Here is a 12,163-nt window from a genome sequence, read left to right on the forward strand (position 1 = left end):
CTTTCCTTGAGGAAAGGAATCACATGAACCCGGATAACCTCCCGCTGAACGACCTGCCGTCGTTCAAGAAAATCCTGGTAGCCAACCGAGGCGAGATCGCCGTGCGTGCTTTCCGCGCCGCCTTCGAAACTGGTGCCAAGACCGTCGCGGTCTTCCCGCGCGAGGACCGTAACTCGTTCCACCGTCCGTTCGCGGACGAGGCTGTGCAGATCGGTGTCGAAGGCCAGCCGGTGAAGTCCTACCTGGACATCGATGAGATCATTCGCGCCGCCAAGGAAACCGGCGCCGATGCGATCTACCCGGGCTACGGGTTCCTCTCCGAGCGTGCCGATCTCGCGCGCGCCTGCCGCGATAACGACATCAAGTTCATCGGCCCCTCCGCCGAGACCCTGGACCTGACCGGCGACAAGTCCGCAGCCGTCCAGGCAGCCGAGCGTGCCGGCCTGCCGGTGCTGAAGGACTCCGAGCCGTCGTCCGACCCGAAGGAACTGGCGGAATTTGCCAAGGAATTCGAGTTCCCGGTGTTCGTCAAGGCTGTCGCTGGTGGTGGCGGCCGGGGCATGCGCTTCATTGAGAAGCCGGAGGACGTCGAGCGTCTCGCCGCCGAGGCCTCCCGCGAGGCTGAGGCAGCCTTCGGCGACCCGAACGTCTACGTCGAGCGCGCTGTGATCCGCCCGCAGCACATCGAGGTGCAGGTCATGGCCGACTCCTACGGCAACGTGGTGCACCTGTTCGAGCGCGACTGCTCCGTGCAGCGTCGCCACCAGAAGGTCGTGGAGATCGCCCCGGCCCAGCACATCACGGAAGAGCAGCGCCAGCGCATCTGCGCCGACGCCGTGGCCTTCTGTAAGGAGATCAACTACGAGGGCGCGGGCACTGTCGAGTTCCTTGTCGACGAAGCCGGTAACCATGTCTTCATCGAGATGAACCCGCGCGTGCAGGTGGAGCACACGGTGACCGAGGAGGTCACCGGCATCGACATCGTGAAAAACCAGATGTACATCGCCGCCGGCGCGAAGCTGGAGGACATCCACCTCACCCAGGACCTCATCGAGGTCAACGGCGCGGCCCTGCAGTGCCGCATCACCACCGAGGACCCGGCCAACGGCTTCCGCCCGGACTCCGGCGTGGTCACCAGCTACCGCTCGCCGGGCGGCGCGGGCGTGCGTCTCGACGGCTCCGTGGCCGTCGGCACCACGATTACGCCTAACTTCGACTCGCTGCTGGTGAAGATGACCTGCCGCGGCCGCAACTTCCAGGTCGCGGTCGACCGTGCCCTGCGCGCGCTGAACGAGTTTTCCATTACCGGCCTGTCCACCAACATCGGCTACCTGCGCGCCCTGCTTTCCGAGCCGGAGTTCCGCAACGACCGCATCAACACCGGTTTCATCGCGGATCACCCGCACCTTCTCGAGGCGCCCGCTGCTCCCGACGACGCCGGCAAGATCCTCGACTACCTCGCCTCCGTGACGGTCAACCAGCCGAACGGCGCGCGTCCGACGAACATCCAGCCGTCGAAGAAGCTGCCCGAGTTCAACTACGGCGATCTGCCGCGCGGCTCCCGCGACGACCTGCTCGAGCTCGGCCCGAAGAAGTGGGCCGAGAAGCTGCGCAACCAGACCGCGCTCGGCGTCACCGAGACCACGTTCCGCGACGCCCACCAGTCGCTTTTGGCCACTCGCGTGCGCACCAACACGCTCGTCGCCGCTGCGAAGCACGTCGGCCACCTCACCCCGGAGCTGACCTCCGTGGAGGCCTGGGGCGGCGCAACCTTCGACGTGGGCATGCGCTTCCTGCACGAGTCGCCGTGGATGCGTCTCGACGAACTGCGCGAGGCGATGCCGAACGTGAACATCCAGATGCTGCTGCGCGGCCGCAACACCGTCGGCTACACCCCGTACCCGGACTCGGTGACCCGCGCCTTCGTCCAGGAAGCAGCAACCTCCGGCATCGACATCTTCCGTATCTTCGACGCGCTCAACGACGTCTCCCAAATGCGCCCGGCCATCGACGCCGTGCTGGAGACCAACACCACCGTCGCCGAGGTGGCGATGGCCTACTCCGGCAACCTCCTGGACCCGAACGAGGACCTGTACACGCTGGACTACTACCTCAACCTCGCCGAGGAGATTGTCAACGCCGGCGCCCACGTGCTGGCGATCAAGGACATGGCGGGCCTGATGCGTCCGGCGGCAGCGGCGAAGCTGGTGTCGTCGCTACGCGAGCGCTTCGACCTGCCGGTCCACGTCCACACCCACGACACCGCCGGCGGCCAGCTGGCAACCTACCTCGCCGCCGCGAACGCAGGTGCCGACGTGGTCGACGTGGCATCTGCGCCGCTGGCCGGCACCACCTCGCAGCCGTCCATGTCCGCGCTCGTGGCCGCGTTCGCCAACACCGAGCGCGACACCGGCATCGACCTGCAGGCCGTGTTCGACATGGAGCCGTACTGGGAGGCCGTGCGCCAGGTCTACGCCCCGTTCGAGTCCGGCATCCCGGGCCCGACCGGCCGCGTGTACAAGCACGAAATCCCGGGCGGGCAGCTCTCCAACCTGCGTACGCAAGCGAAGGCACTGGGCCTGGAAGACCGCTTCGAGCTCATCGAGGACTACTACGCCGGCGTGAACGAGATCCTCGGCCGCCCGACGAAGGTCACCCCGTCCTCCAAGGTCGTCGGCGACCTGGCCCTCCAGCTTGTCGGCCAGGGTGTCAGCCCGCAGGAGTTCGCCGAGAACCCGCGCAAGTACGACATCCCGGAATCCGTCATCGGCTTCTTGCAAGGTGAGCTGGGTACGCCTCCGGGCGGCTGGCCGCTGCTGCGCGACAAGGCGCTGGAGAACCGTTCCGAGGTCGACCACACCGTGCAGGTGCCCGACGAGCTCAAGCCGGATCTCGAGTCGACCGACCACTGCACCCGCCGCGCCGCGCTGGATCAGCTGCTGTTCCCGAAGCAGTACGCCGAGTACCAGGAGCACCTGCGCACCTACGGCGTCACCGACCAGCTGGGCGACAAGGCGTTCTTCTACGGCCTGGAAGAGGGCGTGGAGACCATGGTCTGGTACGGCGAGATCGACGAGAACCGCCCGCCGCTGGTGGTCAGCCTCGACGCCGTCGGCGAGCCGGACGAAAAGGGCATGCGCCAGGTCATCCTGACCGTCAACGGCCAGGTCCGCCCGGTCACCGTCCGCGACGAGAACGTCGAATCCACCGTCGCCGAGGTGGAAAAGGCCGATCCGTCCAACCCGGGCCACGTCGCAGCGCCGTTCGCCGGTGCCGTGACCGTCACGGTCAAGGAGGGCGACGAGGTTGCCGAAGGCGACCCGGTGGCGTCCATCGAGGCCATGAAGATGGAGGCCGCGATCTCCGCGCCGAAGGCCGGCGTGATCGAGCGCGTCGCCATGACCAAGCCGACCAAGGTGGAAGGCGGCGACCTCGTGGTGGTGATCAGCTAGCAGGCGTGCCGCTTAGGCGGTGAAGTCATCGACGTCGACGGCCATGACATTGTCGTGGCCGTCGACGTTTTTGAATCCGAACGACTCGTAGCGGTGGCGAGCACGGTCGTTGTTCGGGTCCACCCACAGCGCCACCTTCGGCGCACCCTGCTGCTTGGCTAGCTCGACTGCAGCCGTGAGCAGTTTCACCGCCAGTTTGTTGCCCGCGTAGCGGTTTTCCACGGCGATTGCGATCTCGGGGATGTCGTCGCCAAGCTTCGCGTGCCCGTCGTCGTCAGCACCCCAGTAGCGCAGCCATACACCGCCGGCCGGCACGTCGTACTGGTCGAACGCGACGATGCCCGAATCCTTCTTCGGATCCCACTGGCCGACGTACGTTTCGGCGCCGGCCAGTTGGTCGTCGCCAATCTCGCCGTGCTCGTCGCCGAAGACGTCAGCAAGGAAGTTCAGGCGGCGCAGGTACGTGCGGTCGGACTCTGTCGCCTCGCGCAGAACAAATTCAGGTGTGTAATCCATGCACATAAGGTTAATCTGCTTTTATGCTCCGCCGCATTTGCGTATCGACGACCACCGCAACCGCCCTCATCCTGACACCCACCGCCATTGCCACCCCGGCAGGCCCGGTGCGCGTTGAGCAGGGCGCGAAGGTCTACTTCGCCGACCGCGGGTACTGCACCATCGGCTTCAACGATCCGGTGCAGCGGATCAGTTACACCGCCGGCCACTGCGGCGGCGACGGTACCCGCGCCACCATCACCGTCGACGGCTCCAGCGTTTCCGGCACCTTCTACCCGTCCTCGGAATTCGGGGCTTCGGCCACCGGCAACGACTGGGGCGCCATCCGCTGGGACGACGGTGTCCAACTGGGCGCGAACACCGTCACCGGTGAGGCCGTTGCCGACATCGCCTCGCTGACCCCGGAGGACGACCTCTGCGTTCTCACCGGCGGAAAACCCCTGTGTGCGCCGTTTGCCGGCCGGCTGAAAAACAACATCTACTGGCAGGCCCCCGTCGGCGTGCGCGGCGACTCCGGCGGGCCCGTGTGGGCGCCCGACAAAGGCTTCGTGGCGGTCTACTCCGGCGCGAGCACCATCTACAACGACTCCGGCGACACCGCCACGCTCAACCGGGCGTCGAAGCCGATCAACGGGCCCGGGGTGACCGAGCAGGACGAGTTGAACTTCATCAGCGCCATCAAGCCCATCGGCGGTGCCGTTACCCACGAGGCCGTGCAGCCGGGGGAGGGGCCGGCGCGGGTCGAGGAGGGGGCGACGGAGGCGGAGGGGTCGTCGTTAAGCACGCCCGGCGTCATGGCCGTGGTGCTGGTTGTGGTGGCTGTGATCGCCGGGCTGGTGCCGTTTGCCGCGCAGTACGCCCGGTCGGTGGGCTGGCTCTGACTTTTTCCGGCGGATGTTGTCAGCGGCGAGGAAAATAGTTCCCGCAAGGTGGGCGAATGCGGGAACTATTTGAGAGCCATCAGGCCGCGACCTGGGGGAAAGTGGCCTAGGGTGCCCCAGAGATGGAAGAAAGTTCCCCGGCGGGGAACTTTTTCGTGGCGGAGCGGGCGGGGCGGGCGACGGGGGCCTACTTCAGCTCCATGAGGACGGCGGCCTTGTTCACCTGGGCGCCCGCCTCGACGGACAGACCGGTAACCGTGCCGGCCTTGTGGGCCTTGACCGGGTTTTCCATCTTCATGGCCTCGAGGACGACCAACACATCGCCCTCGGCGACCTCGTCGCCCTCAGCAACGTTGACCTTGATCACCGAGCCCTGCATGGGGGCGGCCACGGCGTCGCCGGAGACGGCCGCCTTGTTCGCGCGGCGCTTCTTCGGCTTGCGCTTGGCGGGGCCGGCGGCGACCAACTCCTCGGGAAGCGCGACCTCGATGCGGCGGCCGTCGACCTCCACGGCGAAGGTGCGGCGCCCCGGCTGGTCGGCGTCGGATTCGGTGGCGGCTTCAGAAGATGCGGCGGAAGGAAGCGCACCGTCCCACTCTTCCTCGATCCAGCGGGTGTAGACGTCGAAGCCGTCCTCGGTGCCCACGAACGCCGGGTTGTCCAGGATGGCCTGGTGGAACGGGATGACGGTGGGGAAACCGGCGACGACGTACTCGCCAAGCGCGCGGCGGGCCCGCTCGATGGCCTGCTGACGGGTGGCGCCTGTGACGATCAGTTTCGCCAGCATCGAGTCGAACTGGCCGCCGATGACGGAGCCGGCGCGCACGCCGGAATCGACACGCACGCCCGGGCCGGCCGGCTCGGCGTAGGCGACCACGGTGCCCGGTGCCGGCATGAAGTTGGCGGCGGCGTCTTCGCCGTTGATGCGGAACTCGATGGCGTGGCCGTGCGGGGTGGGGTCTTCGTCGATAAGCAACTGCTCGCCGCGTGCGATGCGGAACTGCTCGCGCACCAGGTCAATGCCGGTGGTTGCTTCGGTGACGGGGTGCTCGACCTGCAGTCGCGTGTTGACCTCCAGAAACGAGATCAGACCGTCGGAGCCGACCAGGTACTCCACGGTGCCGGCGCCGAAGTAGCCCGCCTCGCGGCAAATCGCCTTGGCGGAGGCGTGGATGCGCTCGCGCTGCTCGTCGGTGAGGAAGGGTGCGGGCGCTTCCTCGATGAGCTTTTGGAAGCGGCGCTGCAGGGAGCAGTCTCGCGTGCCGACGACCACCACGTTGCCGTGCTGATCCGCCAGCACCTGGGCCTCCACGTGGCGGGCTTTATCCAGGTAGCGCTCGACAAAGCACTCGCCGCGGCCGAACGCGGCGGTGGCCTCGCGGGTGGCGGACTCGAACAGTTCCGGGATCTCCTCGCGGGTGTAGGCGACCTTCATGCCGCGTCCGCCGCCGCCGTAGGCCGCCTTAATCGCCACGGGCAGGCCGTGCTCGTCGGCGAATGCGACAACCTCGTCGGCGTCCGCCACCGGGTTTTTGGTGCCGGGTGCCATCGGGGCGTCGGCGGCCTCCGCGATGTGGCGGGCGGTGACCTTGTCGCCGAGTGCGGCGATCGCCTCGGGTGACGGGCCGATCCAGGTCAGGCCGGCGTCGATGACCTTTTGGGCGAACTCAGCGTTTTCCGACAGGAACCCGTAGCCGGGGTGGATGGCGTCGGCGCCGGACTTCTCGGCGGCGTCGAGGATTTTGTCCATGTCCAGGTAGGACTCGGCGGCGGTGGTGCCGCCGAGGGCGAATGCTTCGTCGGCAAGCGACGCGAACGGCGCGTCAACGTCGGGCTCGGCGTACACCGCAACGGAGGCGATGCCTTCGTCCCGGCACGCGCGAATAACGCGCACGGCGATCTCGCCGCGGTTGGCGACGAGCACCTTGCTCAGGCTGTGGGGCAGATCGGTGGTCGGTGCGGTGTTAGCCACGAAGCAATCCCGTCCTTCAATCGGAAATATGAACCGTCAAAAAATCGGACAAACGTCGCTCCATGTTACAGCGCCCGGGCGGTTACTCTCCCTTTGCGATGGGCACGCGGACCATGTTGCCCCACTCGGCCCAGGAGCCGTCGTACAGCGCGACATCCTCGAAACCCAGGATGTTGCGCAGCACGTACCAGGTGTGCGAGGAACTCTCACCCAGCTGGCAGTAGACTACCGTGCGCTTTTTCGGGTCGAAGTCCTTGTAAATCTCGCGGATGTCCTCCAGCGGGCGGAAGCGCGCGTTCGGATGCACGGAGCGGCCCCACGGCACACTTGCCGCACCCGGGATGTGGCCGTGGCGCAGGGTGGGCAGCGGCGGCTGGTCCGGGTCGGTGGTCTCGCCGTTGTAGAAGGCGGCGGGGCGGGCGTCGATGAGCTGGGCGGGGGCGTCGTCGAGAAGCTCGGATGCGAACGTGCGGATCTTCGAATCGTCGCGCTCGACCACCGGGTAGTCCGACTCCGGGTAGGTGGGTACAACGAACGAGGTGTCGCGCTCTTCGCCCATCCACGCGTCGCGGCCGCCGTCGAGCAGGCGCACGTCCGGGTGGCCGAACAGCTCGAACACCCACGCGGTGTAAGCGGCCCACCAGTTGGCGTGGTCGCCGTAGATGACCACAGTGTCGTCGCGGGTGATGCCGCGGGAGCGCATGAGCTCGGCAAACGCTTCGCCGTCGATGAAGTCGCGCGTGAGGTCGTCGTTAAGATCGCGCTTCCAGTCGATACGCACGGCGCCGGGGATGTGGCCGATGTCGTAGAGGAACGCGTCCTCGTCGCTTTCGACCACCTTCAACCCGTCCATTCCGAGGCGTGCGGAAAGCCACGCGGCGGTGACAAACTTGTCCGGGTGCGCGTACTCCTTGAACTGGGGGTTGTCGTCGAGTTCGATGCCCACGTCGGTTGCCTTTCGTCTCAGCGGAGGCGGGTAGATGACTGTCGACCACGATACAGGTAGTACCAGAGTTCGCCCGGTGAACCTGTCAAAATAGTCCTAGTTGCGGTTGATTGTGAACTTGCGCACTATCAATTCCCCCGCGCTGTGGCCATCACTTCCAGCCATTAGATTAAAGCGCGAAACACACACCGATGAAAGGGTTCACCGTGCACAAGGCGATCGTTGTCTTCGAGGTCGAGGGCGGCTCCGACAAGTCCTTCGACGGCCACCGCAAGGACACCATGCCGATTGTCAACGCGATCAAGGACAAGGGCTGGCACTCCGAGGTCGTCTACTTCCGTCCCGAGTGGGCCGACGACCTGTTCACGTACGTCTCCGAAAACTTCGACGGTTACATCTCGCGCGTGAACCCGGGCAACATCCCGGGCGGCGAGAAGGGCTACTTCGACCTGCTCACCCGCCTGTCCGAGGCCGGCCTGGTCGGCATGTCCACCCCGGCGGAGATGATCTCCTACGGCGCCAAGGACGCCCTGGTGAAGCTGAACAAAACCGACCTCGTGCCGGAGGACACCGCCGCGTACTACGACGTGGAGGACTTCCACAACACCTTCCCGACGTCGCTGTCCTACGGCGAGCGCGTGCTCAAGCAAAACCGCGGCTCCACCGGCTCCGGCATCTGGCGCGTACGGCTTGCCGACGAATCCCTGGCCGACTCCGTCGAACCCGGCACCGCCCTGCCGCTGGACACCAAACTCAAATGCACCGAGGCCGTGGACAACCACACCGAGGAGCGCGAACTCGGCGAGTTCATGGACTTCTGCGACCAGTACATCGAGGGCGACAACGGCATGCTGGTAGACATGCGCTTCATGCCGCGCATCGTCGAGGGTGAAATCCGCATCCTGCTCGTCGGCCCGCACCCGGTGTTCGTCGTGCACAAGAAGCCGGCCGAGGGCGGCGACGCGTTCTCCGCGACCCTGTTCTCGGGTGCGAAGTACACCTACCAGAAGCCGGAGGAGTGGCAGGAGCTCGTCGACATGTTCGCCGACGCCCGCCCCGTCATCGCCGAAAACCTCGGCGGCGACAACATCCCGCTGATCTGGACCGCGGACTTCATGCTTGCCGACGACGACGAAATCGGCGAAGACACCTACGTCCTCGGCGAGATCAACTGCTCCTGCGTCGGATTCACCTCCGAGCTCGACATGGGCATCCAGGAGATGGTGGCCGACGAGGCCATCCAGCGTGTGGAGACAAAGCACGCCTAAGCGCGTTTTGCTTAACGACGACCCCAGCCCCGGCCCAACCCGCCGGGGCTGTCGCCTGTTGTGACCCGGTTTTCGCTGACCGGGGATGCGAACCGTCTAGCTCCTGTGCGGAGCAGCTAGACGATCCGCGTCTTACTGAAATCGGATTTCAACTTCAACTGGGCAAATGCAATTGCCGATGCATGATCGTCTAGTAAGCCCACCCGGGGAGCTAGACGATTCGCGGTTTCCGCCTAGCCCAGCAGCTCCTCCACGCTGGCCGGATCTGCATCGGAAAGCATCTGGCGGCAGCGGTCGTACTCGTCCTGGTCGCCGATTGCCTTCGAGGTCAGCGCCAGCATCGCGATCGCCTTGAGCACGCCACGGTTCGACTCGTGGCTGGAAGGAACCGGACCCCAGCCTTTCCAGCCGTTCGCGCGCAGGCGGTCCAGCGAGCGGTGGTAGCCGGTGCGGGCGTACGCGTAGGCGACGAGTTTGTCGCCGGTATCGAGTTCGCGTTCGGCGCGGGCGGCCCACACAGCGGGGGAGTCGGGGTGGGCAAGGGCGGTGTCGTCGGCAAGCAAGTCTTGGCCCGCGGCCGGGTCTTCGGGCAGTTCGACGGGTTTCGGGGCGAGCATGTCGTTGATTTCCATGCCCGCCAGGCTAGCCGTTGTCAGATGTGAGGGGCAGGATGTGAGGGGGTCGAGTAAACGTAGCGGGGCGAGTTTCGGCGATGGCGAACCCCTCACATCCTGCCCCTCACATCTACGGCTGGGGTTGCCAGAAATCGGAGGCATCCAGCCCGAAGCGGTACAAAATGCGGCGCAGCAGCGGCATGGACAAGCCGATGACGCTGGTGGGGTCGCCGTCGATGGAGTCGATGAACCAGGAGCCGAGCGCCTCGAGGGTGAATGCGCCGGCACATTCCAGCGGTTGGCCGGAGCGGGCGTAGGCCTCGATGTCGGCGTCGGACACGTCGCCGAAGCGGATGGTGGTGGTGACGGTGTCCACGACCCACTCGCCGCGGTACGCCACGGCGTGGCCGGTAAGCAGCTGTGCTTGTTTGCCGCGCTGGGTTTTCCAGCGGCGGACGGTCTCGTCGACGGTATGGGGTTTGCCCAGCAGTTCGTCGTCAAGCAGCAGCATCGAGTCGCAGCCGACCACGACGTCGTCGGGGAATTCGCCGACCACCGTCGAGGCTTTCGCGCGCGCCAACGCGGCGACGGTCTCGGCGGGGGAGACGTCGCCGAGCGTGGCGACGACCGCGTCCTCGTCGAGGTGCGCTGGCCGCAGCACTGGTCGCACCCCGCCCTGCTCGAGCAGCATGCGCCGCGACGGCGACTGTGAGGCCAGAACCAGCCGCATTAGAAGTACGCCGCCGAGTCGAACGCGTGCGGGTTGAACGCCGTCGCCGGGTGGGGCGCACCCCACATGTTCGCGTCGGGCTGCACACCGGCCTGCTTGCGCTCGCGCTGCAGCTGCAGCAGCACTTCGGTCAGCGCTTGAAGTTCCGCTTCGGTGGGGTTTCCTTTGACTATTTGAATGTCCACGCGGGCCTCCTTACAGCGGGATGTTGCCGTGCTTCTTCTGCGCCGGGTAGGCGACCTTGCGTTCGAGGAGGCGCAGGCCTTCGAGGACGCGGGTGCGGGTGGTGGACGGTTCGATGACGGCGTCGACAAGGCCGCGCTCCGTGGCCACGTACGGGTTGAGGTTCTCCTCGGCCCAGGCCGCTTCGTCGGTGCCGATGGCATCGGCGGCGGTGGGGGCGTCGGCAAGCGCGATCTGCGCCGTGGGCCACGCGAACACCAGGTCGGCGCCGAGACCCTTCGAGCCGAGCAGCGCGTACGCCGGGCCGAGTGCCTTGCGGGTGACCACGGTGATTGTGCCCACCTGCGCCTCGGCGAACGCGTAGGCGAGCGCGGCGGCGCCGGCAGCCGAGCCGGAGCGCTCCTCGTCCACGGACGGGACGAAGCCCGGGGAGTCCACGACCTGCACGATCGGCAGGTTGAACGCGTCGCAGGTGCGGATAAACCGTGCGGCCTTGCGCGTGGAGTCGCGGGTCAGGCAACCAGCCAGAACGCTCGGTTGCGTGGCGATGACACCCACCGCGCGGCCGCCCACATGCGCAAATCCGGTGATCACGGAGCCGGCAAAGCCCGCGGAGAGCTCGAAGAAGTCGCCGTCGGTCACGGCGGCGAGGATGTCGAGGACGTCGTAGGGCTGGTTGTCGTCGTCTGGCATGAACGTGTCCAGGTCAGTGTCGGTGCCGGCGGATTCCGCGCCGAGCGGGGAGGCGGCCTTGTTGTTCAGCGGCAAGTAACCGACGACCGCACGTGCCAGGTCCACAGCCTCGGTCGCGGAGGCAGCGGTCAGTTGCGCCAGGCCCGTCTCCGCAGCGTGGACGGCGGTGCCACCAAGCTCGTCGGTGGTCGTTTCGGCGCCGGAGACCTTGCCCACGATGTCCGCGGTGGTCACGTGCAGGGACGCGCCCTCGGCCATGACGGTGATGTCTGCCAGCGGGACCGTGGTGGCAGCGAGCGAGGCGACGTCGCCGGCCACGACCGCGATCTGCGGGATCACGCCGGAAGCACGGGTGGCGGCGCGCAGGATCTGCGCCTGCATGTGCGCGGTGACGATGCCTTCCTTCCAGCGCGGGCCGGTCGAGTCGTAGATGCCGATCAGCGGCACACCGGTCTTGGTGGCAAGGTCGTAGATCTTCAGGATCTTCTCGCAGTAGACCTCGCCGATCTGGCCGTCGAAAATTGTCGGGTCCTGGGAGAACACGCACACCCGACGGCCGTCGATCAGGCCGTAGCCGGTGACCACACCGTCGGTGGACGGCTTCGACTTGTCCATCTTGTACGCCTCGACGCGGTGCTTGGCCAGGGCGTCTGTTTCGACGAACGTGGCGTCGTCGAGAAGTGAAAGCACACGCTCGCGCGCAGTGGTGCCGCCGGCGTCGTGCACGGCGTCGATCGCGTCCTGACCGAGCGGCGCCTGCGCCTCATCCAGGCGGTTTCGCAGATCCTGGATGCGGCCCGCCGTGGTGGTCATGTCGGGTTTGGATGAACTCATAACGTCCCAGTCTATGTTCCGTGGTTAATCGTGCCACTTAGCGTATCGACGACACCCCGCCCCGCGTTTCGGCC

At 66.5% G+C, this 12,163-nt stretch carries 10 protein-coding genes; 3 read left to right on the top strand and 7 right to left on the bottom strand.

Annotation, left to right across the window (positions count from 1 at the left end; genetic code table 11):
* Positions 1 to 23 precede the first annotated feature (23 nt).
* Complete coding sequence (locus IAU68_RS02245) at positions 24 to 3,452, top strand: pyruvate carboxylase (protein ID WP_171194248.1); 3,429 nt, start codon at positions 24 to 26, stop codon at positions 3,450 to 3,452.
* 12 nt (positions 3,453 to 3,464) lie between these two features.
* Here the strand turns inward: IAU68_RS02245 and IAU68_RS02250 are convergent, their stop codons facing one another.
* Positions 3,465 to 3,968, bottom strand: coding sequence for a GNAT family N-acetyltransferase (locus tag IAU68_RS02250; protein WP_171194247.1), 504 nt, complete (start codon positions 3,966 to 3,968; stop codon positions 3,465 to 3,467).
* A 23-nt stretch (positions 3,969 to 3,991) separates the two neighbouring features.
* Between IAU68_RS02250 and IAU68_RS02255 the strand changes: the two genes are divergently transcribed.
* Complete coding sequence (locus IAU68_RS02255) at positions 3,992 to 4,849, top strand: chymotrypsin family serine protease (protein ID WP_171194246.1); 858 nt, start codon at positions 3,992 to 3,994, stop codon at positions 4,847 to 4,849.
* A 187-nt stretch (positions 4,850 to 5,036) separates the two neighbouring features.
* Here the strand turns inward: IAU68_RS02255 and IAU68_RS02260 are convergent, their stop codons facing one another.
* Together IAU68_RS02260 and IAU68_RS02265 are read right to left on the bottom strand one after the other, a co-directional pair.
* Entirely contained in the window at positions 5,037 to 6,821 is a 1,785-nt protein-coding gene (locus IAU68_RS02260) for an acetyl/propionyl/methylcrotonyl-CoA carboxylase subunit alpha (protein ID WP_231699068.1), read from the bottom strand.
* A gap of 82 nt (positions 6,822 to 6,903) precedes the next feature.
* Entirely contained in the window at positions 6,904 to 7,767 is an 864-nt protein-coding gene (locus IAU68_RS02265; RefSeq protein WP_171194245.1) for a sulfurtransferase, read from the bottom strand.
* Between the two features lie 206 nt (positions 7,768 to 7,973).
* Between IAU68_RS02265 and IAU68_RS02270 the strand changes: the two genes are divergently transcribed.
* Positions 7,974 to 9,035 carry a Cj0069 family protein gene (locus IAU68_RS02270; RefSeq protein WP_171194380.1) on the top strand — a complete coding sequence of 354 codons (1,062 nt, stop codon included), beginning with the start codon at positions 7,974 to 7,976 and terminating at the stop codon, positions 9,033 to 9,035.
* A 233-nt stretch (positions 9,036 to 9,268) separates the two neighbouring features.
* Here the strand turns inward: IAU68_RS02270 and IAU68_RS02275 are convergent, their stop codons facing one another.
* From IAU68_RS02275 to IAU68_RS02290, 4 genes are all read right to left on the bottom strand, one after another.
* Entirely contained in the window at positions 9,269 to 9,667 is a 399-nt protein-coding gene (locus IAU68_RS02275; protein WP_171194244.1) for a DUF3151 domain-containing protein, read from the bottom strand.
* Positions 9,668 to 9,779: 112 nt separating this feature from the next.
* Positions 9,780 to 10,379 (bottom strand): Maf family protein, encoded by a 600-nt coding sequence (locus tag IAU68_RS02280; protein WP_171194243.1) that lies wholly within the window; start codon positions 10,377 to 10,379, stop codon positions 9,780 to 9,782.
* Positions 10,379 to 10,564 carry an acyl-CoA carboxylase subunit epsilon gene (locus IAU68_RS02285; protein ID WP_171194242.1) on the bottom strand — a complete coding sequence of 62 codons (186 nt, stop codon included), beginning with the start codon at positions 10,562 to 10,564 and terminating at the stop codon, positions 10,379 to 10,381. The genes IAU68_RS02280 and IAU68_RS02285 overlap by 1 nt, the downstream gene beginning before the upstream one ends.
* Positions 10,565 to 10,574: 10 nt before the next feature.
* Positions 10,575 to 12,089: an acyl-CoA carboxylase subunit beta gene (locus IAU68_RS02290; RefSeq protein WP_171194241.1), complete on the bottom strand. Its 1,515-nt coding sequence runs from the start codon at positions 12,087 to 12,089 to the stop codon at positions 10,575 to 10,577.
* Between the last annotated feature and the right edge of the window lie 74 nt (positions 12,090 to 12,163).

This window comes from Corynebacterium lujinxingii (assembly GCF_014490555.1).
Classification (GTDB): Bacteria; Actinomycetota; Actinomycetes; order Mycobacteriales; family Mycobacteriaceae; genus Corynebacterium; species Corynebacterium lujinxingii.